This is a genomic window from Phenylobacterium sp. (assembly GCF_030645195.1).
GTDB lineage: Bacteria > Pseudomonadota > Alphaproteobacteria > Caulobacterales > Caulobacteraceae > Phenylobacterium.
This window is the reverse complement of sequence record NZ_JAUSLW010000066.1, coordinates 16,087-36,942: the sequence shown is the minus strand read 5'-3', so window position 1 is coordinate 36,942 and position 20,856 is coordinate 16,087. Positions and strand designations below refer to the sequence as shown.

General features: G+C 68.0%; 20 protein-coding genes. 6 read left to right on the top strand and 14 right to left on the bottom strand.

The genetic code is table 11. The annotated features are described in order from the left end of the window. The 4 genes from Q7T09_RS05915 to Q7T09_RS05900 all read left to right on the top strand — a co-directional run bounded on the left by Q7T09_RS05915 (position 1) and on the right by Q7T09_RS05900 (position 5,084). Positions 1-807: an enoyl-CoA hydratase/isomerase family protein gene (locus tag Q7T09_RS05915; RefSeq protein ID WP_304698415.1), complete on the top strand. Its 807-nt coding sequence runs from the start codon at positions 1-3 to the stop codon at positions 805-807. Positions 808-1,002: 195 nt separating this feature from the next. Continuing rightward, positions 1,003-3,903, top strand: coding sequence for an excinuclease ABC subunit UvrA (uvrA, locus tag Q7T09_RS05910; RefSeq protein ID WP_304698413.1), 2,901 nt, complete (start codon positions 1,003-1,005; stop codon positions 3,901-3,903). A gap of 64 nt (positions 3,904-3,967) precedes the next feature. Continuing rightward, positions 3,968-4,327, top strand: a complete 360-nt coding sequence (locus Q7T09_RS05905; RefSeq protein ID WP_304698411.1) for an endonuclease domain-containing protein — start codon at positions 3,968-3,970, stop codon at positions 4,325-4,327. A 145-nt stretch (positions 4,328-4,472) separates the two neighbouring features. Next, the gene (locus Q7T09_RS05900; RefSeq protein WP_304698409.1) at positions 4,473-5,084 is read left to right on the top strand and encodes a glutathione S-transferase family protein; all 612 of its coding nucleotides are present in this window, start codon (positions 4,473-4,475) and stop codon (positions 5,082-5,084) included. A 22-nt stretch (positions 5,085-5,106) separates the two neighbouring features. On the opposite strand, the gene Q7T09_RS05895 is transcribed toward Q7T09_RS05900, so the two are convergent. Further along, positions 5,107-5,958 (bottom strand): hypothetical protein, encoded by an 852-nt coding sequence (locus tag Q7T09_RS05895; RefSeq protein WP_304698407.1) that lies wholly within the window; start codon positions 5,956-5,958, stop codon positions 5,107-5,109. A gap of 133 nt (positions 5,959-6,091) precedes the next feature. On the opposite strand from Q7T09_RS05895, the gene trmFO reads away from it, so the two are divergent. Next, positions 6,092-7,501: a methylenetetrahydrofolate--tRNA-(uracil(54)-C(5))-methyltransferase (FADH(2)-oxidizing) TrmFO gene (trmFO, locus tag Q7T09_RS05890; protein WP_304698405.1), complete on the top strand. Its 1,410-nt coding sequence runs from the start codon at positions 6,092-6,094 to the stop codon at positions 7,499-7,501. A 3-nt stretch (positions 7,502-7,504) separates the two neighbouring features. Here trmFO and Q7T09_RS05885 read toward each other — a convergent pair whose 3' ends face one another. The 7 genes from Q7T09_RS05885 to yajC all read right to left on the bottom strand — a co-directional run bounded on the left by Q7T09_RS05885 (position 7,505) and on the right by yajC (position 13,304). Next, complete coding sequence (locus Q7T09_RS05885) at positions 7,505-8,203, bottom strand: squalene/phytoene synthase family protein (protein WP_304698403.1); 699 nt, start codon at positions 8,201-8,203, stop codon at positions 7,505-7,507. A gap of 67 nt (positions 8,204-8,270) precedes the next feature. Beyond that, on the bottom strand, positions 8,271-8,876 hold the full coding sequence (locus tag Q7T09_RS05880) for a urate hydroxylase PuuD (protein ID WP_304698402.1): 606 nt from the start codon (positions 8,874-8,876) through the stop codon (positions 8,271-8,273). A 173-nt stretch (positions 8,877-9,049) separates the two neighbouring features. Beyond that, positions 9,050-10,003, bottom strand: a complete 954-nt coding sequence (locus Q7T09_RS05875; RefSeq protein ID WP_304698400.1) for an aldo/keto reductase — start codon at positions 10,001-10,003, stop codon at positions 9,050-9,052. 25 nt (positions 10,004-10,028) lie between these two features. Beyond that, entirely contained in the window at positions 10,029-10,388 is a 360-nt protein-coding gene (locus Q7T09_RS05870) for an Mth938-like domain-containing protein (protein WP_304698398.1), read from the bottom strand. 2 nt (positions 10,389-10,390) lie between these two features. Then, a complete protein-coding gene (gene secF, locus Q7T09_RS05865; RefSeq protein WP_304698396.1) occupies positions 10,391-11,335 on the bottom strand; it encodes a protein translocase subunit SecF in 945 nt (314 codons plus the stop codon). 11 nt (positions 11,336-11,346) lie between these two features. Further along, positions 11,347-12,942 carry a protein translocase subunit SecD gene (gene secD / locus Q7T09_RS05860; protein ID WP_304698395.1) on the bottom strand — a complete coding sequence of 532 codons (1,596 nt, stop codon included), beginning with the start codon at positions 12,940-12,942 and terminating at the stop codon, positions 11,347-11,349. An 11-nt stretch (positions 12,943-12,953) separates the two neighbouring features. Beyond that, positions 12,954-13,304: a preprotein translocase subunit YajC gene (yajC, locus tag Q7T09_RS05855; protein WP_304698394.1), complete on the bottom strand. Its 351-nt coding sequence runs from the start codon at positions 13,302-13,304 to the stop codon at positions 12,954-12,956. 118 nt (positions 13,305-13,422) lie between these two features. On the opposite strand from yajC, the gene Q7T09_RS05850 reads away from it, so the two are divergent. Next, positions 13,423-14,262, top strand: coding sequence for an ATP-binding protein (locus Q7T09_RS05850; protein ID WP_304698392.1), 840 nt, complete (start codon positions 13,423-13,425; stop codon positions 14,260-14,262). Between the two features lie 131 nt (positions 14,263-14,393). Here Q7T09_RS05850 and Q7T09_RS05845 read toward each other — a convergent pair whose 3' ends face one another. The 6 genes from Q7T09_RS05845 to tatB all read right to left on the bottom strand — a co-directional run bounded on the left by Q7T09_RS05845 (position 14,394) and on the right by tatB (position 20,786). Next, a complete protein-coding gene (locus tag Q7T09_RS05845; protein WP_304698390.1) occupies positions 14,394-16,235 on the bottom strand; it encodes a LysM peptidoglycan-binding domain-containing protein in 1,842 nt (613 codons plus the stop codon). A 104-nt stretch (positions 16,236-16,339) separates the two neighbouring features. Further along, the gene (locus Q7T09_RS05840; protein WP_304698388.1) at positions 16,340-17,011 is read right to left on the bottom strand and encodes a protein-L-isoaspartate(D-aspartate) O-methyltransferase; all 672 of its coding nucleotides are present in this window, start codon (positions 17,009-17,011) and stop codon (positions 16,340-16,342) included. Beyond that, positions 17,012-17,788, bottom strand: a complete 777-nt coding sequence (gene surE, locus Q7T09_RS05835) for a 5'/3'-nucleotidase SurE (RefSeq protein WP_304698387.1) — start codon at positions 17,786-17,788, stop codon at positions 17,012-17,014. It abuts the gene before it with no gap. Further along, positions 17,785-19,065, bottom strand: a complete 1,281-nt coding sequence (gene serS / locus Q7T09_RS05830; protein WP_304698386.1) for a serine--tRNA ligase — start codon at positions 19,063-19,065, stop codon at positions 17,785-17,787. Before serS ends, surE begins: the two co-directional genes overlap by 4 nt. Positions 19,066-19,383: 318 nt before the next feature. Next, positions 19,384-20,274 carry a twin-arginine translocase subunit TatC gene (gene tatC, locus Q7T09_RS05825; protein ID WP_304698384.1) on the bottom strand — a complete coding sequence of 297 codons (891 nt, stop codon included), beginning with the start codon at positions 20,272-20,274 and terminating at the stop codon, positions 19,384-19,386. Beyond that, positions 20,271-20,786, bottom strand: coding sequence for a Sec-independent protein translocase protein TatB (tatB, locus tag Q7T09_RS05820; protein ID WP_370689210.1), 516 nt, complete (start codon positions 20,784-20,786; stop codon positions 20,271-20,273). The genes tatC and tatB overlap by 4 nt, the downstream gene beginning before the upstream one ends. Positions 20,787-20,856: the final 70 nt, after the last annotated feature.

The following is a 20,856-nucleotide window of genomic DNA, read 5'->3' as shown; positions in this document are numbered from 1 at the left end:
ATGTACGAGCATCTCGATCTGCGCGCCGACGGGGACGTCGTCTGGGCCACCATGAACCGCCCGGAGCGGCTGAACGCCCTCAACCGCAAGCTGGTGGAGGAGCTGCGCGACTTCTTCGTCGGCCTCTACTGGCGCCGCGACGTGCGCGTGGTGGTGCTCTGCGGCGCCGGCGGGGCCTTCTGCGCCGGCCTGGACCTCAAGGAGCGCTCCGGGTCCAACGACGGGGCGACGCGCTCGGTGGGCGCCGGCCTGACGGGCCAGAGGCAGATCAGCGAGATCGTCATCGCCATGCGCCGCTGTCCGCAGCCGATCATCGCCTGCGTCGACGGGGCGGCCAGCGGCGGCGGCTTCGCCCTGGCGCTGGCCTCCGACGTCCGCATCGCCACCCCGCGCACCCGGATGAACGCCGCCTTCATCCGCATCGGGCTGTCGGCCTGCGACATCGGGGTCAGCTACTTCCTGCCGCGCATGGTGGGCAGTTCGGTGGCCGCGGAATACATGCTCACCGGCCGCTTCATCGAGGCCGAGCGGGCCTATCAGCTCGGCCTGGTCAGCCGCGTCGTGGCGCCCGAGGCCCTGGAGGTCGAAGGGGCGGCCTTCGCCAAGGACATGCTCAACGCCACGCCGCTCGGCCTGCGCCTTACCAAGGAGGCCCTGAACCACGCCATCGACGCCAATGGCCTGGAGGCGGTGATCGCCATGGAGGACCGCAACCAGATCCTCTGCGCCCAGGACGACGATTTCGGCGAGGGCGTCCGCGCCTTCCTGGAAAAGCGCCCGCCGGTCTACGCTAAGCGGGAAGGCTAGGGTCTCCGATCACTGCTGACAGTTTTCGGCGCCTCGCGCGTTAGAGTCCGCGCGCGACCTGCGGCATGCGGAGGTCGGAGACAGACGTCTCGCGACGTTTGTTCGCCGATTGTTCCCATGCTATCCGTGAGTCCGTTCACTACATTAAACGGTCCCGTCGAGACCCTCGACGGGTGAAGAGCGTTTCAGGACAAGATGGCCGAACAGCTGAACTTCATCCGCGTGCGCGGCGCGCGGGAGCACAATCTGAAGAACGTCAACGTGGACATCCCGCGCGGCGAACTCGTGGTGCTGACCGGGCTGTCGGGCTCGGGCAAGAGCTCGCTGGCCTTCGACACCATCTACGCCGAGGGCCAGCGCCGCTATGTCGAGAGCCTCTCGGCCTATGCGCGCCAGTTCCTGGAGCTGATGTCCAAGCCCGACGTGGACCTGATCGAGGGCCTGTCGCCGGCCATCTCCATCGAGCAGAAGACCACCAGCCGCAACCCGCGCTCCACCGTCGGCACGGTCACGGAGATCCACGACTATATGCGCCTGCTGTGGGCCCGCGTCGGCGTCCCCTATTCCCCGGCCACCGGCCTGCCCATCGAGAGCCAGACCGTCTCCATGATGGTGGACAAGCTCGTGGCCCTGCCGGAGGGTGAACGGCTCTACCTGCTGGCCCCCGTGGTGCGCGGCCGCAAGGGCGAGTACCGCAAGGAGATCGCCGAGTGGCAGCGGGCCGGCTTCCAGCGCCTGAAGATCGACGGGGAGTTCTTCCCGATCGAGGACGCCCCGGTCCTGGACAAGAAGTTCAAGCACGACATCGACATCGTGGTGGACCGGCTGGTGACCAAGCCCGGCCTTGAGGGCCGCTACGCCGACAGCCTGGAGACAGCCCTGAAGCTCGCCGACGGCATCGCCGTGGCCGAATGGGCCGACACGGCGCAGGGCGAGGCCGAGCCTAGGCGCCTACTGTTCTCCGAGAAGTTCGCCTGCCCGGTCTCCGGCTTCACCATCAGCGAGATCGAGCCGCGGCTGTTCTCCTTCAACAATCCCTACGGCGCCTGCCCGGTCTGCGACGGCCTGGGGATGAAGCTGGCCTTCGACGCCGACATGGTGGTCCCCGACAAGGACAAGTCCCTGCACAAGGGGGCCGTGGCCCCGTGGTCCAAGGGCCCTTCCCCACTCTACACCCAGACCCTGCAGGCCCTGGCCCGCCACTACGGCTTCTCGATGGACGAGCCGTTCTGGAAGCTGCCGGAGCAGGCCCGCAAGGTGGTCCTCTACGGATCGGGAGCCGACAAGATCAAGTTCGTCTATGACGACAACGCCCGGAAGTACGAGGTCAACAAGACCTTCGAGGGCGTGCTGCCGAACCTGGAGCGCCGCTGGCGGGAGACCGATAGCTCCTGGGTGCGCGAGGAACTGGGCCGCTATCAGTCGGAGACGCCGTGCGAGGCCTGCGAGGGCTATCGCCTGAAGCCCGAGAGCCTGGCGGTGAAGATCGCCGGCCAGCACGTCGGCCAGGTCTCCCGCCTGTCGATCCGCCACGCCGAGGAATGGTTCACCGGCCTGGAGACCAGCCTCACCGACAAGCAGATGGAGATCGCCCGCCGGATCCTGAAGGAGATCAATGATCGCCTGCGGTTCCTGGTGAACGTCGGCCTGGACTACCTCAACCTCAGCCGCGCCTCGGGCACGCTGTCGGGCGGTGAGAGCCAGCGCATCCGCCTCGCCAGTCAGATCGGCTCAGGCCTCACCGGCGTGCTCTATGTGCTGGACGAGCCTTCCATCGGTCTGCACCAGCGCGACAACACCCGCCTGCTCACCAGCCTCAAGGGCCTGCGCGACCTGGGCAACTCCGTCCTTGTGGTGGAGCACGACGAGGAGGCGATCCTAACCGCCGACTACGTCATCGACATGGGCCCGGCCGCCGGCGTCCACGGCGGGGAGATCATCGCCGAGGGCACGGCCGCCGAGGTCATGGCCAACCCCAACAGCATCACCGGCCAGTACCTCTCGGGCGTGCGCGAGATCGCGGTGCCCCAGGACCGCCGGCCGATCTCCAAGAAGAAGGTGCTGCGCGTCATCGGCGCCACCGGCAACAACCTGAAGAACGTCACCGCCGAGATTCCGGCCGGGACCTTCACCTGCATCACCGGGGTGTCGGGGGGCGGCAAGTCCACCTTCACCATCGAGACCCTCTACAAGGCCGCCGCCCGCCGCCTGCACAACGCCTCGGACGTCCCGGCCCCGCACGAACGGATCGAGGGGCTGGAGATGTTCGACAAGGTCATCGATATCGACCAGTCACCCATCGGCCGCACCCCGCGCTCCAACCCGGCCACCTATACCGGCGCCTTCCAGCCGATCCGCGACTGGTTCGCCGGCCTGCCGGAGTCCAAGGCCCGTGGCTACGGCCCCGGCCGCTTCAGCTTCAACGTCAAGGGCGGCCGCTGCGAGGCCTGCCAAGGCGACGGGCTGATCAAGATCGAGATGCACTTCCTGCCCGACGTCTACGTCACCTGCGATGTCTGCCACGGCAAGCGCTACAACCGCGAGACTCTGGAGGTGCTGTTCAAGGGCAAGTCGATCTCCGAGGTCCTGGACATGACCGTCGAGGAGGCCGCCGACTTCTTCAAGGCCGTGCCGCCGGTGCGCGACAAGATGGATACGCTGAAGCGGGTGGGCCTGGGCTATGTCCAGGTCGGCCAGTCGGCCACCACGCTCTCGGGCGGCGAGGCCCAGCGGGTGAAGCTGTCGAAGGAGCTGTCGCGCAAGGCCACCGGCAAGACCCTCTACATCCTCGACGAACCCACCACCGGCCTGCACTTCGAGGACGTGAAGAAGCTGCTGGAGGTTCTCCACGAGCTGGCCGACCAGGGCAATACCGTGGTGGTCATCGAGCACAATCTGGACGTCGTGAAGACCGCCGACTGGATCGTCGACTTCGGCCCCGAGGGCGGCGACGGCGGCGGCGAGATCGTGGCCCAGGGCACGCCGGAGCAGGTGGCCGCCAGCTCCAAGAGCTGGACCGGCCGCTACCTGGCGGACCTCCTCAAGCGCCACGAGGACCGCCGCAAGGCCCGGGTGAAGAAACTGGTCAGCGCCTAAAAACCTCCCTCCCCTTTATGGGGAGGGACAGATCGCGAAGCGATCCGGGTGGGGAAGTCCGGCCATGCCCACGGCCCGAGCAAGACAGCTCCGCAACGCCATGACCCCGCCAGAGGTGCGCCTCTGGGCGCGCCTCAAGCGACTGCGCGTCCGTGGCTTCCATATCCGCAGGCAGGCGCCATTCCGCAGCTACTACCTGGATTTCGTTTGTTTCGATCGACGCGTCGTCATTGAGGTCGACGGCGGCCAGCATTCAGACGATGTCCAGGCGGCCCATGACGCCACGCGCGACAGGGTTCTTCGCCGGGAGGGATTTCGAGTCCTGCGATTCTGGAACAACATGGTCATGCACGACACCGATGGCGTGATGGACGCCATCGTCTTGACCTTGGAAGCCGCACCTTCGATGCGCTCCGGCGACTAGTGCCCCGGCCAACAAACTTCCCCACCCCGACGAGGCTACGCCTCGTCTGCCCCTCCCCATAAAGGGGAGGGAGGTTTCAACACTTCCCTCAAACAAATGTTTGAAATAGCGTCGGTTTCATTGTTTTGAGCATTGGAGTCGACCCATGAAGCTATACGGCGCGCCGAACCCGGCCCCCAATCCCCGCCGCGTGCGCATCTTCCTGGCCGAAAAGGGCATCGACCTGCCCGAGACCCCAGTCAACATGATGAAACGCGAGCACAAGAGCCCGGAATTCCGCGCCAAGAACTCCATGGGTCAGCTCCCCACCCTGGAGCTGGACGACGGCACGACCATCTCCGAAACCGTCGCCATCTGCCGCTATCTGGACGAGATCAATCCCGAGCCGCCGATGTTCGGAACCACGGCGGTGGAGAAGGCCCTGGTGGACCAGTGGATCCGGCGGATCGAGTTCACGGTGATGACGCCCGTGGGCATGTTCTGGCGCCACGCCCACCCGCGCACGGCCGCCCTGCTGACCCAGTTCAAGGACTTCGGGGAGTCCAACGCGGAGATCTACAAGGGCGCGCAGAAGTACATGAACCGCGAGCTGGAAGGTCACCAGTTCGTGGTGGGCGACACCTACACCATGGCCGATATCTGCCTGCTCTCCACCGTCGATTTCGCCGAGTGGATCGGCCTACCGATGGAGCCGGAGTTCAAGACCTTGAAGGCCTGGCACGACCGGGTCAGCGCGCGACCCAGCGCCAGCGCCTGATCGGAACGGACTCCGCTGGCCCTTAGGGCAAGGCGTCCCGCGGAGCGCCGGTCAGTTCGCGATAGGCCTCGGCCAGGGGCGAATAGATCATCACCACCTGCAGGATGGGCAGCAGCAGCTGGACGGCCAAGAAGGCGAAGAAGGCCACGATGGCGAGCGGGGCGAGGTTTGCGGGATTGGCGATGGCGTCCTGACCGCCGGCCATGGCGATGGCGGCGTAACTGATGATGCTGAACAGCAGCCAGACCATCAAATAGAAGATGAAGGCCAGGATGACCATGCCGAACAGGCTCCAGAAGTGGCCCTTGGTGAGCCGCCAGGAGTCGACGATGGCGATGCGGTGCTCGGCGAAGGTCATCGGGGTGGCCAGCGAGAGCCGCACCCCAACCCAAGTTAGCACGGCGAAGAGGACCAGGCTGACCATCCACCCGAGGGGGCCCCCGATGGTCAAGGTCCGGACGGATAACGCCCCAAACAACAGGTAGACGGGAACGAGGACGAGATTGACCAGGGTTAGGCGCAATTCGTCGGCGCCAAGTCGCAGATGCGCCAGCCCCTTCTCCGAGGGCCGCAGGGCCAGGCGGTAAATCCCTCCCATCAATATAGAGAAAAGGCCGCTAGCAACGAGGGTGATCAGAAGTAAAGCGATCCAATGTTGCTCCAGAACCGCACCAAAGGCCGCAGCGTCTCCAGACTGCAGACGACCGTCCTTCACGAACTTGATGAAGTCGGGCCCGAGTGCCACCACCATGATCATCGCGATGACCATGATGCCGACGAAGTAGACCAAGCTCCAGACCAGGATCGTGCCTGGCCGCTCGCGGGTGATTCTGAAGCCTTCCAGCGCCGACTCGCTCGGCGAAAACTTGGTCATGTCTGTCCTCTGGCCGCCCGTCTGAAAGACCAAACGAGTCAGCCGTCCCTTTGGCTGCGATCTTTGCGGTTGCGGCTCTTTCGCCGCAAGGCCTCCCTCGCGATCCGGGTCAATCGTTGCTACTTAGCCACGCATGAGCACCAAGATTGATCCCGTCCATGTGATCGGCGGCGGCCTGGCCGGTTCGGAGGCCGCCTGGCAGATCGCCCAGGCCGGCGTGCCGGTCGTCCTGCACGAGATGCGCCCCGTGCGCGGCACCGACGCCCACCACACCGACGGCCTGGCCGAGCTGGTCTGTTCCAACTCCTTCCGCGCCGACGACTGGACCGGCAACGCCGTGGGGCTGCTGCACGCCGAGATGCGCAGGCTGGACTCCATCATCATGTCCTGCGGCGACGCCCACCAGGTGCCGGCCGGCGGGGCCCTGGCCGTCGACCGCGACGGCTTCTCCCAGGCGGTCACCGCCCGGCTGGAGGCCCACCCCTTGGTCACCATCGCCCGCGAGGAAGTCGCCGGCCTGCCGCCGGTCGAGTGGGACAGCGTGATCGTGGCCACCGGCCCCCTCACCTCGCCCGCCCTGTCGGCCGCCATCCTGACCCTGACCGGCGAGGGGGAACTTTCCTTCTTCGACGCCATCGCCCCCATCGTGAACTTCGAGTCCATCGACATGGGGGTGGCCTGGCGCCAGTCGCGCTACGACAAGGAGGGTCCCGGCGGGGACGCGGCGGCCTATATCAACTGTCCCTTGGACAAGGATCAGTACGAGGCCTTCATCGACGCCCTGCTGGCCGGTCCCAAGAGCGAGTTCAAGGACTGGGAGAACGTTCCCTATTTCGACGGCTGTCTGCCCATCGAGGTGATGGCCGAGCGGGGCCGCGAGACCCTGCGCCACGGGCCGATGAAGCCGGTGGGCCTGACCAACGAGCACAATCCGCAGGAAAAGGCCTACGCCATCGTCCAGCTCCGCCAGGACAATGCGCTCGGCACCCTGTGGAACATGGTGGGCTTCCAGACCAAGCTGAAGCACGGCGCCCAGACCGACATCTTCCGGATGATCCCAGGCCTGGAGAAAGCGGTCTTCGCCCGGCTCGGCGGCCTGCACCGCAACACCTTCCTCAACAGCCCCAAGCTGCTGGACAACCAGCTCCGGCTGAAGGTCGAGCCGCGCCTGCGGTTCGCCGGCCAGGTGACCGGGGTCGAGGGCTATGTGGAGAGCGCCGCCATGGGGCTGCTGGCCGGTCGCCTGGCCGCCGCCGAGCGCCTGGGCGCGCCCATCGCGGCGCCGCCGGCCACGACAGCCCTAGGAGCCCTGGTGGGGCACATCACCGGCGGCCACCTGGAGGGCGGCAAGGGCTCCTTCCAGCCGATGAATATCAATTACGGCCTGCTGCCGCCGGTCGATGGCGTGGCCAAGCGCGACGAGACCGGTCGCAGGTTGGGCGCCAAGGAGAAGAGCCGCGGCAAGAAGCTGGCGGTGGGGGAGCGCGCCCTGGCCGACCTGGAGGCCTGGGTCACGGGCGAAACGAAGATCGCCGCCGAATAGGTCTCACACCTTCCCGCGCGCCACGGCCAGGAACAGGCGCAGCCGCGCCTCCAGCTCCGAGGGCCGCCGGCCCCTCGCCCGCACCCGCGAGAGGGTGGCCTGGGCGATGGCCGGGAAGGCCGGCGCCGACAGGCCCGCGGCGTCCTTCAGCGCCCGATCCAGGATGGGGCCGACGTCGGGGCCGGCCAGGCCCGCCGTGGCGATCAGGCGGCCGATGGCCCAGGCGCGACCGCCGGCCTGGGCCTTGGCGAGATCGGCGGTCGGATCGAGGATCAGGGCCGCCAGGACCGCGGCGTTTCCCGCCGTGCCGTCCGCCCACTCCAGGGCCTCCCCCAGCTTCATCGGCTCGGCGCTGAGCTCGCGGGAGCGGGCGTCGATCATCGCCTCCAGCCGCGCCCGCGCCAGGCCGTGGCGGCCGATGGCGCGGGCCAGGGCGAGCGCCGTGGGATGCTTGCGCACCGGCCGGGCCTCGAACACCTCGTCCAGCACCTCCCGCCACCAGGTCAGGCGAATCTCGCCCATCAGCGGGTTGGAGGCCACCCGGGGCGCGCGGGCCAGCTCATGGTCGAAGGCGTACAGCGCGATGACGTCGGCGCGAGCCGCGGGATCGGCGATGAACCGGCTGGCCAGCCAGCGGTCGGGGTCGACGCGGCCCACCAGGGCGTCGAGGTCGTTCGGATCGTGAGCGTCGTCCTCGGACATGTGGGTCCTGAAAAGCAAAAGGCCCGCCGGTTGGGGCGGGCCTTCCGATTGTATCTGCTCCCCGGCCTCAGCCGAAGATGGTCTGGTTCATGGTCATGGTCACCAGCATCGGGATCGACAGCAGGGTGTTGGTCCGCGAGAACAGCATCGCCGTGCGGCCGGCCTTGGCCTTGGCGTCGGCGTCGGCTTCCACGAGGCCGAGCGCGATCTTCTGGTTGGGCCAGATGAAGACCCAGACGTTGATGAACATCACCGTGGCCAGCCACATGCCCATGCCGATGAAGATGTGGCCGGTGTCGGCGAAGCCCTCGGTGGCGCCCAGGGTGAAGGCCTGGACCAGATAGCCGCGGTTGAAGGCCAGGATGACGCCCATCACCCAGGTGAACAGCGCCGCCCAACGGAACCAGAACAGCGCCGCCGGGGCGATGTACTTGGAGACCGCCGGCTTCAGCTCGGCCGGGATATTGGCCATCTGCGGGATTTGGACGAAGTTGAAGTAGTACAGAAGGCCGATCCACATGATGCCGAATAGCACGTGGAGGAAGCGGAACACCGCCTGGAAGAAGATCGCGTCGCCCGAGCCATAGTGGCTGAAGTAGCCGGCGAGGATGATCAGCGCGAGCACGCTGCTGACGAGAATGGTGTTGCGGAGATTTGCGAGAAGTCCAGCCATGAGTATCCCTCTACGATTCCTGCCCTGACCGTCAGCTATAAGGGGTTTCCATCGGGGCTGCTAGACCCTGAACGTTTCAGATGGACTCATCTGAAACGGCAAGAATGGTTTAGATTCAATATCTTAGAGCACGTCGGGCGGCGGAACCGGCATCCACCTCCGCCTGACGTGCTCTAGTTGCCCGAGACGCTGTCCACGGCGCCGAAGGTCGCCTCCAGCTGGGCCGAAATTTCCGCCGGCAGGGGCGGCGCGTTGATGGCCGCGATATTGGCCTCCAGGTGCTCGACGCTGCCGGTCCCGGTGAGGATGACGTGGGCGCCGGGCTCGTGTCGGCAGAAGCGGTAGGCCGCCTCCAGCTCCGAGGCGATCCCCGGATGCTCGCGCAGGAACTTGAGCGGATCGGCCGGGTCGACCGCGCCGGGCGGGACCTCGCCGCTGGCCAGCAGCTTGGCGACGGTATCGCGCAGGACGTCAGGATGGCTCAGCGCCCGACGCACGGCGAACATGATCAGGGTCCCGATGTCCTTGGCCTGGGCGGCCGGGAACACCGTGCGGCGCGCCGAGGGGTTCAGCAGGTTGAACCCCACCATGGCCACGTCGAAGTGGGCGTCGGGAACCGCCCGCGCCAGCATCTGGTGGCGGGTGTCGACGCCGAAGGCCTCGGTGATGCCGATGTGGCGGACCTTCCCGGCGGCCTGCTGGCGCTTCAACTCCGGCAGCAGGGTCTCCACGCACGCGTCGTACTGGGCCGACATCACGCCGTGCAGATTGAACAGGTCCACATGGTCGGTCCCCAGCCGCCGCAGGCTGCCCTCCAGGCTCTCGGTCAGGTCCTCGGGCGTCGCCAACTCGCCTTCCCGGCCGGGTCGACCGCCGGTTGGCGTGGCCTTGGTGGAGATGAAGACCTGATCGCGCCGCCCCTTCACCCCCAGACCGACCGCCTCCTCCGTGCCATAGAGCCGCGCGGTGTCGATGAAGGTGATGCCGAGGTCGATGGCGGCGCTGACCACCCGGGAGGCCTCCTGCGCGCTCGCGCCACCGCTCATGCCCAGGCGGGAATGGCCGCCGCAGCCCAGCCCCGCGGCGCTGACGACGGCGTTGGTTCGGCCGAGACGGACGGTCTGCATGGTGAGGCTCCTTAGGGGAGCCAGACTAGATCGCGATCAGGCCCGCGGCGAGCCTGCGGCCCTCGGCGGTGAGCACGTTGTACATTCGCGCCGCGGTGGGAGTGTCCATGAACTCCAGGCCGATGCCGGCCTTTGACAGGGCCTCGCGCACCGCCCTGGGCGGCAGGGCATTGGCGGCGCCGAGGCCGAGCAGGACGAACTCCACCTCGCGTGGGCCCGCCTCCAGCACCGGGGCCAGGGCCTCGGGCGTCAGCTCGGCCAGGCTGGCGACCGGCCAGGGCTGGGCCCGGTCCTTGACGATCAGGACGGAGCCCTCGTGGCGCGCGCCCGAGAGCCGGAACCCGCCGTCGCCATAGGCGTCGATGGAGGGCGCGTCGCGGGCCACCGCTAGGGTCGCGCGTTGGCCGGCTTGAGGGGCTCGGCCGGCTCGTCGCCGCGCTTGACGCCCCACAGCAGGATGATCGGCAGGGCGACGTAGATGGAGGAATAGGTGCCGATGATGATTCCGAACACCATGGTCACCACCAGGGGCCGCAGGACCACGCCGCCCAGGACCAGGGCGCCCGACAGGGCCAGGATGGCCGTCGAGCCGGTGATCAGGGTCCGCGACAGACGCTCGTTCTCGGACTTGTTGATCACCTCGGCCAGCGGGGTGGTCTTGTACTTGCGCAGGTTCTCGCGAAGGCGGTCGAAGGTGATGACCTTCTCGTTCATCGAATAGCCGATGACCGTCAGCAGGGCGGCGATCGAGGTCATGGAGAACTCGAAGCCGGTGACCGACAGAACGCCGAGCGTCAGCAGCACGTCGTGGAACACGGCCACCACGGCGCCGAGACCGAACTGCAGCTGGAAGCGGAACCAGATGTAGGCGAGCATGAGGGCCAACGCGATGCCGAGCGCCATGAAGCCGCTCTGCATCAACTCGCCGGAGACCTTCGGCCCCACCACCTCGACCTTCTTGAACTGGATGCCCGGGAAGGCCTTGGCCAGTTCGTTCTGGATCTTGGTCGCCCCGGCCACCGCGTTGACGTTCTCCGCGGTGCGGAACGACAGCATGGCGCCGTGGGAATCCCCCAGACCCTGGACCTTGGCGTCCTCGCCCCCGGCGGCGGCCAGGGTGGTGCGCAGCTCGGCGATGGGCGCCGGCCCCGGGGTGCGGACCTCGATCAGCGAACCGCCGACGAAGTCGATGCCCAGGTTCAGGCCCTTGGTGAGGAAGGACACGCCCGACAGGACGATGAGGATCGCCGAGAACGCCGCCGCATAGGGCGCGAGCCCCACGAAGTTGAAGTGGAATTCTCGCGGGAGAAGACGGATCAGGGGCCAACGCATGCGGAAAACCTTCAAACGATCGGCAGCGTCTTCGGCTTCGTGGCGCGGAACCACCAGCCGATGAGCAATTGGGTGATGACCACGGCGGTGAACACCGAGGTGACGACCCCGATCAGCAGGGTCAGGGCGAAGCCGCGGATGGGGCCGGCCCCGAACTGGAACATGATCAGGGCCGAGATGGCGCTGGTGATGTTGGCGTCGAGGATGGAGACCAGGGCCCGCTGATAGCCGTGCTCCAGGGCCGATATGGGCGAGCGGCCCGCATGGGCCTCGTCGCGCACCCGTTCATAGATCAGCACGTTGGCGTCCACGGCCACCGCCAGGGTCAGGATCAGGCCCGCGATTCCGGGGAAGGTCAGGGTGAACTGGAACAGCGACATGACGCCGAAGATCAGCAGCATGTTGACGATCAGGGCGAGCGCCGCGAACACCCCGAACAGGCCATAGGCCAGCACGATGAAGATGATGATCGCCGCGGCGCCGACGGCCAGGGACAAGGCCCCGGCCTTGACCGCATCGGCGCCCAGCTCGGCGCCCACGGTGTTCTGCTGCTCGACGTTCAGGGGCGCCGGAAGGGCGCCGGCCCGCAGCAGGATCGCCAGGTTGTTGGCGCTCTCGGCGGTGAAGTTGCCGCTGATCTGGCCCGACCCGCCGGTGATGGCGCTCTGGATGACGGGGGCGGAGATGACCCGGTTGTCCAGGACGATGGCGAAACGCTTGCCCAGGTTGGCGGCGGTGGCGTCGCCGAAGCGGCGGGAGCCCTGGCCGTTGAAGCGGAAATTGACCACCGCCTGACCCGTCTGGGAGTCGAAGGCCTGGTGGGCGTCGGTGAGCATCTCGCCGGTGACCAGGGCGCGCTTCTTGATCAGCAGCGCCCCACCCTCCTCGCTGGGCAGCAGTTGCGAGCCCGGGGGAATGCGGCCGGCGGCGGCCTCCTCCGGGGTGACGCTGTCGTCCACCATCTGGAAGGTCAGCTTGGCGGTCTGGCCGATGATGTTCTTGAGCTTCTCGGGGTCGCTCTCGCCCGGGGCCTGGACCACGATGCGGTCGACGCCCTGACGGCGGATGTCGGGCTCCTTGGTGCCCAGTTCGTCGATCCGGCGGCGGATGATCTCGATGGACTGCTCCACCGCCTTGCCGGCCTCGGCGGCCAGGGCCTGTTCGGCGAAGACGATGCGGATGCGCTGGTCGTCGCCGGAGCTGATGGTCACGTCACGGCCGCCCACCGCGCCCGCCAGGGGCGAGCCGACGCTCCGGCGCAGCAGGTTGGTCGCCGCCGTCAGCTGCTCGGGATCGGTGATCCGCACCGACACCGCGCCGGACACCTGGCCCAGGTCGGTGAAGTCGATCTTCTCGTCGCGCAGGACGGTGCGGACATCCTCGATGAGGTTGGTCAGCTTCTCGGCGCGCAGGGCCTTGGTGTCGACCTCCAGCAGCAGGTAGGAGCCGCCCTGGAGATCGAGGCCCAGGTTGAGCTTCTTGTGCGGCAGGAAGCTCGGCAAGGTGTCGAGCGTCTTCTGCGGAATCACGTTCGGCAGGCTGAACAGGATGCCGAAGATCACCGAAACCAGGACGGCGATCGTCCTCCAGCGGGACGGAGCGATCATTTACGGGGCTCTCAGGCCTTGGAGTCGTTGGCCGGGGCGGGCTCGCCCTTGACCCGGACGTCGGAGATCATCGACTTGACGACCTTGACGTTGACGCCCTGGGCGATCTCGACGCCGACTTCCTTGTCCTCGACGCGCACGACCTTGCCGATGACGCCGGAGTTCAGCACCACGGTGTCGTTGCGCTTCACGTTGGAAATCATCGCCTGATGGGCCTTCATCCGCTGCTGCTGCGGGCGGATCATCAGGAAGTAGAACAGCACGACCAGGCCGATGAGCGGCAGGAACTGCATCAGCATTTCCGTCGGCCCACCACCTGCGGCGGCGCCGGCGGTCTGAGCGAAGGCGGGGGTGGCGAACATGGTCTCTCCGAAGTCCGTCGTCGGGCCGGCGAAAAGCCGCCCGTTTTCAAGTCGGCGGAAGCTATGCGTTCGCCCCTCGTTTTGCAATGGAACGGCAGGACCGCTAAGCACCACGGCCATGGAATCTGAGCTGAAATTCGTTCTCGAGCGCATCGCCGCGGCCCTGGAGCGCCTGGCGCCCCCGGCGCGCGTCACTCCGGACTTCGAAGGGGCGCGGCTTTTCCGGCACGATCCGGCCACCCACGCCTTCCATCCGGCCCCGGATTACGCCCTGCCGCTCGCCGCCCTGATCGGGGTGGACGCCCAGAAGGCCCGGTTCCTGGAGAACCTGCAGCGGTTCACCGCCGGCCTGCCGGCCAACCACGCCCTGCTCTGGGGGGTGCGCGGCACGGGCAAGAGCTCGCTCGCCAAGGCCGCCTTCATGGCGGTGGCCGACGGTTCCCCGGATCTGAAGCTGGTGGAAGTCGACCGCGACCAGGTCACCGCCCTGCCCGCCCTGTTCGACATCCTGCGGGCGCGGCCCGAGCGCTTCGTGGTGCTCTGCGACGACCTCTCCTTCGAGGAGGGCGCCGCGGCCGCCAAGGCCCTGAAGTCGGCCCTGGAGGGCGGGGTCTCCGGCCCGCCAGCCAATGTGCTGTTCGTGGCCACCTCCAACCGCCGCCACCTGATGCCGCGGGCCCACGGCGAGGATCGGGGCCTGATCGCCACGGCCGAGGACGCCGAGGAGGAGGTCAGCGTCTCCGACCGCTTCGGCCTGTGGGTGGGCTTCCCGCCCATGGACCAGGCGACCTATCTGGAGGCGGTGACGGCCTACGCCCGCGCCCACGGCCTGATCGTCGCCGACCTGGAACGCCGCGCCCTGCAATGGGCCCAGCTGCGCGGCGGCCGCTCCGGCCGCGTCGCCTGGCAGTTCATCCGCGACCTGGCGGGGGAACTCGGCAAGGCGTTGCCGATGTAGGAAAGGCCTCCCTCCCCTTCATGGGGAGGGGCTGATCGCGAAGCGATCGGGGTGGGGAATACCGGCAAGACTCCCCCACCCGTCCGGCATTCCGCCGTCCACCCTCCCCATGAAGGGGAGGGAGAAAGTCCCTACCGTCCCAGCACCAGCTTCGGATCGATGGGCCGGGCGCGTTCGGTGGGCGCCGGGGCGTAGCGGACCTCGAAGTGCAGCTGGGGTTCGGAGACCCCGCCGCTGGTCCCGGCCTGGCCGATCTGCTGACCCTGGACCACCTTCTGCTGCATCTTCACGTCCACGCGGGCGAGATGGCCATAGGCCGTGACCCAGCCGTCCGCGTGCTTGATCAGCACCAGGTTGCCGAAGCCGGGCACCTGGTCGCCGGCATAGACCACATCGCCGGCCGCCGCGGCGCGGACGGCCTCCCCGGCATTGGCGCGGATGTTCAGGCCGTCGTTGCGCTGGCCCGTCCCCTTGGGCCCGAAGTCCGAGATGATGTCGCCCCGCAGCGGCCAGTTGAACCGGCCCCGGCCCTGACTGGTGATCTGGGCGTCGCTGAGCGGGCCCGAGGTCGCCGCCGGCGGCGTCGGGGAGGTGCGGTTGGGCGTCGGCGGCGGCGTCACCGGCGGCTGGGAGGCCGGCGGCGCATAGGGCCGGCTCGGCGGCGGCGTCACGGGCGTGGTGTCGCGCCGCGGCTCGGGCGGCAGGGTCACCGTCGTTCTGGTGGTCTCCTTGACCGGACCCTTGTCCTTGTAGCCGTCCGGCAGGCTGATCTTGCGGCCGGCCTTGATGGCGTCGCCGATTCTCATGTCGTTCTCGGCCGCCAGCGCCTTGGGCGTCACGCTGAAGCGCTTGGCGATCAGGGTCAGGGTGTCGCCCGACACGGCCACATAGGCCTTCACCGTGGTCTTGGGGCCCTTGAGCTTGTCCCCGGCGTGAAGGATGTAGGGCTCCTTCAGCTTGTTGTCGTCGGCCAGCTGCTTGCGGGTGGTGTCCATGGCGCGCGCGATGGCGTCCAGGTTCTGGCCGTTCTTGACGGTGTAGACCTGGGGCGGACCGGCCACCTCCACCAGCTTGCCGGTGACCATGGTCTTGGTGGTGGTGGTCGTGGTGGTCCGCGGCGCCTCGGGTTCGGGCTCCGGGGTCACGGCGGGCGGCGGGGTGTAGGCGGGCGGCCGCTGCTGCTGGGCCGGGGCCTGGGGCTGGAACGGCGTCGGGGCCGGCGACTGGACGCCCGAGCCCGGAACCTGGACCCGCACGGCCACCGTGGTGGGGCCCTTGTCCTTGAAGCCGTCGGGCAGGACCAGCTTGCGGCCGGCGACGAGCGGCTTGTCGACGCTCATGTCGTTGGCGTCGGCCAGGGCCTGGCCGGTGACCGAGAAGCGCCGGGCGATGGCGTAGAGGGTGTCGCCCGGCCCCACCACATAGGCCTTGGCGTCGCTGGAGGGCCCTTTGAGCGTCTTGCCGGGCCGCAGGACGTAGGGCTCCTTGAGGTCGTTGTCCTCGGCGAGCTGCTTGCGGGTCGTGCCCATGGAACGCGCGATGGCGTCGAGATTGTCGCCGCTCTTGACGGTATGGCTCTTGGGCGGGCCGGCGGCGTCCACCACCTTGCCGGTCACCGTCTGGCGCGTGACGGTCTGCATCACCGGCGGCGGCGGCTGGTACGGCGGCTGATAGGTCGGGGCGGGCGGCGGCGTATAGGGCGGGGTCGAGGGCGTCACATAGGCCGGGCCGCCCGGCACGGGCTCCAGCGGACGGCTCTCCACCTGGCCCGTCGAGGGGCCAGGCTGCGGCATGGGCCCCTGATCCTGGGGCTCCTGGGCCGGCGGCGCGGTCTGGGCGCCGGGGGGCGGCAGGCGCGTGGGGAAGTTGGGCCGGGGGGCCTGGGCGTCCTCGCCGAACGGCGCGGTCGTGCAGGCGCCAAGCGACGTCGCCGCCAACAGGATCAAGGCCGTTCGGGAATAAGAAAGCGTCATCGCCGCTCCGCTCTATGGGTTCGGAATCAGTCGAGGCGTCGGGCTTAATGATGGGTTAAGGACCCCATCACCGCCAACCCACAAACTCGTAAGGTTGTGGACGGCTAAAGCTCCCGGGCCACGCCGTCCAGAAGGGGTACGAACCGAACGTCGGTCAGGGCCTCGACGGTGAAGCCGCCCTTGCCGTCGCCGGTATAGCGTTTGAGGCTCTGGACGGGTCCCTTGCCGATCGGCGCCACCAGCACCCCCCCGGGTTTCAACTGCGAAAGCAAAGCCTTGGGCTCCTCCGGCGCCGCCGCCGTGACCAAAATGCGGTCGAAAGGCGCCTGCTCGGGCCAGCCCAGGCCGCCGTCGCCGAACTTGGTGATCACATTGGTGAGACCGAGCGCCTTGAAGCGGGCCTGCGCCTCCCCCATCAGGGTCCGGTAGCGCTCCACGGTGTAGACCAGCCGCGAGAGCTTGGAGAGCACGGTGGTCTGGTAGCCCGAGCCGGTGCCAATTTCTAAAACTCGGGCGCGGGGCTCCAGGGACAGGGCCTGGGTCATCAGGCCGACGATGAAGGGCTGGCTGATGGTCTGACCGCAGGCGATCGGCAGGGCCGAATCCTCCCAGGCGCGCTCCTGGAACAGATCCGGGGTGAACAGGTCGCGCGGCGTGGTCTCGATGGCGTTCAGCACGGCGGGATCGCTGACCCCCTGCGAACGCAGGTTCAGGATCAGGCGCGCCAGCCGCGTTTCAGGCGAGTCCTTCTCCGTCTTGGTCATTTCCACGCTCATCTACGCCCTGGGCGGCGTGCCGCCCAGCACGCCCTTCAGCCGATTGACCGTCTCAAGGTGAGTCAGGTCGATGTGCAAGGGCGTCACCGAAATCTTTCCCTCGTATATCGCCTTCAGGTCGGTTCCGTCGGCGGGCGAGGACCGCTCCTGCCGGAAACCCATCCAGTAGTAGTCCCGGTTCCGCAGGTCGGTGCGCTTCTCGGCATGGCGCACATTGATGTCGCGGAAGGTCTGGCGGGTGACCTCGACCTCGGTGATCTTCTCCACCGGCGCGGCCGGGAAGTTGACGTTGATGATCACGTCCTTGGGCCAGCCGGTCTCCACCAGCTTGGCGATGATGCCCGGCGCGAAGTGCTCGGCGGGCGCGAAGATGTCCTCATTGCCGGTGGGCCAGCCGGTCTGGGACAGCGCGATGGAGGGAACCCCCATGGCCATGCCCTCGATGGCGCCGGCCACGGTGCCCGACAGCGTCACGTCCTCGGCCAGGTTGGCGCCGCGATTGACCCCCGACAGCACCAGGTCGGGCTTGGCGCCCTCCATCAGCTCGAAGATGGCCAGCATCACGCAGTCGGTGGGGGTGCCGCTGGTGGCGAAGCGGCGGGCGTCCAGCTTCCGCACCCGCACCGGATCCGACAGCGTCAGCGCCCGGCTGGCGCCTGACTGCTCGTATTCCGGGGCGCAGATCCAGATGTCATCGGACAGCACCTTGGCGATGTTCTCCAGCGCGACCAGACCCTCGGCGTGGATGCCGTCGTCATTGGTCAGCAGGATCCTCACGCCTCGCCACCGATGTGGGTCAGGCCCGGCAGGTAGGGATGCAGGGCCTGGGGAATGGCGATCCGGCCCTTCTCGTCCTGATAGTTCTCCATCACCGCCACCAGGGTGCGGCCGACCGCCAGGCCCGAGCCGTTCAGGGTGTGGACGAAGCGCGTGCCCTTCTCGCCGGCCGCCTTGGTGCGGGCGTCCATTCGGCGGGCCTGGAAGTCGCCGCAGTTGGAGATCGAGCTGATCTCGCGATAGCGGCCCTCCGAGGGAATCCAGACCTCCAGGTCGACGCTCTTGCGGGCGCCGAAGCCCATGTCGCCGGCGCAGAGCAGCATGGTGCGGAACGGCAGGTTCAGGGCCTTCAGGATGGCCTCGCCGCAGCCGATCATCCGCTCGTGCTCGCCCTCCGACTGATCGGGGGTGGTGATCGACACCATCTCGACCTTGTAGAACTGGTGCTGGCGGATCATGCCGCGGGTGTCGCGGCCCGAGGCGCCGGCCTCCGAGCGGAAGCAGGGCGTGAGCGCGGTGAGCCGCAGCGGCAGCTCCTCCTCCGGGGTGATCTGTTCCCGCACCAGGTTGGTGAGCGACACCTCGGCGGTGGGGATCAGCCAGCGGCCGTCGGTGGTGTGGAACAGGTCCTCGGCGAACTTGGGGAGCTGATTGGTGCCGAACACCGCCTCGTCGCGCACCAGCAGCGGCGGCGACACCTCGGTATAGCCGTGTTCCTGGGTCTGGACGTCCAGCATGAACTGGCCCAGCGCCCGCTCCAGCCGCGCCAGCTGGCCCTTCAGCACCACGAACCGGGCCCCGCTCATGCGCGAGGCGGCCTCGAAGTCCATCAGGCCCAGCGCCCCGCCCAGGTCCACGTGATCCTTCGGCGCGGCGATGTGGTTCGGCTCGCCCCAGCGGCGCAGCTCGACATTGTCGTTCTCGTCCTCGCCCGCGGGCACGTCGGCCATGGGCAGGTTGGGCAGGGCGGCCAGCAGGTCGAACAGCTCGGCGCTGGCGGCCCGCTCGGCCTCGGCCTGGGCCGCGCCGGCGCCCTTCAGGGCCTCCACCTCGGCCATAAGGCGCAGGGCCTCGGCCTCGTTCTTCAAGGCCTTGGCCTGGCCGATCAGCTTGGAGAGCTCGTTGCGCTTGGCCTGCGCGGTCTCGGCGGCGGTCTTGGCCGCGCGGACCTTGGCGTCCAGCTCGATGGCCTGGGCCGCCGCCCCGGAGCGGCCCTTCGCAGCCCAGGCTTTTTCGTAAAGCTCAGGGGTTTCGCGAATGGCTCGAATGTCGTGCATGGGGTCCGCCGTAAGGTAAGCGGCTTTCTCTAGAGCGCGCCGCCCGTCGGGCCAAGCCCTAGGGGCCGCACGCCATTGGAATTGGCCTGTCGGTTTCCTTCTCCCCTTGCGGGTGGCCCTGCGGAGCAGGGTCGGATGAGGGGGCGAAAGGCCTCGCCAGCAAACCCATCACGTCATCCCGGCCGCAGCGAAGCGGAGAGCCGGGACCCAGGGGCCCAGCCCCGTCACCTGGGTCCCGGGTCTCCCCTGCAGGTCGCCCGGGATGACGGCTATTGTTCTGAGAGCGGAGCGCGACGCCTCATCAATTGCGTACGGCCCCTAGACCAGCGCCACGTCGGTGGAGGCGTCCTCGCGCTTGCGGCGGCGGTCGATGGCGGCCACGCACCAGATCGAGATTTCGTAGAGCAGGATGATCGGGGCGGCCAGCATGGTCTGGCTGATGGGGTCGGGCGGGGTGACGATGGCGGCCACCACGAAGATGCCGACGATGGCGTAGCGGCGACCAGCCCGCAGCTGCTTTGAATCCAGGATCCCGGCCATGCCCAGCAGGGTCAGGACCACCGGCAGCTGGAAGCACAGGCCAAAGGCCAGCAGCAGGGTGGTCACCAGGGTCAGGTAGTCCGACACCTTGGGCAGCAGCTCCACCGAGATCGCGCCGGCGCCGACGATCTGCTGCGAGAGCGAGAACCACAGGACGAAGGGCAGGATCATGAAATAGACCAGCGCCGCGCCCAGGCTGAACAGGGCCGGCGCCGCCACCAGGAACGGCAGGAAGGCGTGGCGCTCCTTCTTGTAGAGGCCCGGCGCCACGAAGCCGTAGATCTGCCAGGCCAGGATCGGGAAGGTCAGGATCACCGCCCCGAAGCCCGCCAGCTTGAGCTTGGTGAAGAAGAACTCCAGCGGGGCGGTGAAGACGAACTTCAGGCCCGCCCCGGCGACGCTGGGAACCTCCTTGAGGCCGATCAGGGCCAGCAGCAGGTCGAAGGGGCCGGCATGGCCGCCGCTGGCCTTCTGGGCCGCCATCAGCTGGGCGGCCACCTCGAAGGGGTGCAGCAGGGCGATATAGATCTGGGTGGCGAAGCCGAAGCAGATGGCGAAGCCGATGACGAGCGCGCCCACGCAGATGATCAGGCGTGAGCGCAGCTCGACCAGGTGATCCAGCAGCGGGGCGCGGGAGGCCTCGATCTCGTCGTCGATCCCGTCGCTCAAGACACCGTCCCCTTGGGGGCGCGGCGCGCGGCGGCGACGGTGGCGGGCTTCTTCTTGGGCGCGGCCTTGGGCTTGGTGGTGGCCGCGCTCGGCGCCCGGGGCTTGCGGGCCGCCTTGGGCTTGGCCGCGACGGGTTCCGGCGTCACCACCTCGGCCACCTCGGCCTCGCTGTACTGGTGGCTCATCGGTGGGTGGAACTGGATGCCCGAGCCCTGAAGGCTGTCGCCGATCTCATTGAAGACCTGGCTTATTTCCACATTCGAGGCTTCCGCGGCCGCCTGGTCGACCAACTGGCCGCGGCGCATGGCCTCGACCTCCTTGCGCAGGTCGTCGAGCTCCGACTGGCGGGCCATCTCGTCGAAACTGGCGCGGAAGTCGTCGGCCATGGAGCGCAGGCGCGCCACGAACTGCCCCAGCTTGCGCAGGAGCATGGGCAGATCCTTCGGCCCCACCACGATCAGAGCGACCGCGGCGATGACCAGCAGTTCCATCCCGCCGACTTCAGGAAGCATAGGCCACGCCTAAACGATCAAAACCCACGCCGATCAGGACCGGCGTGGGCGGATTTCCGGGAACGGCAGC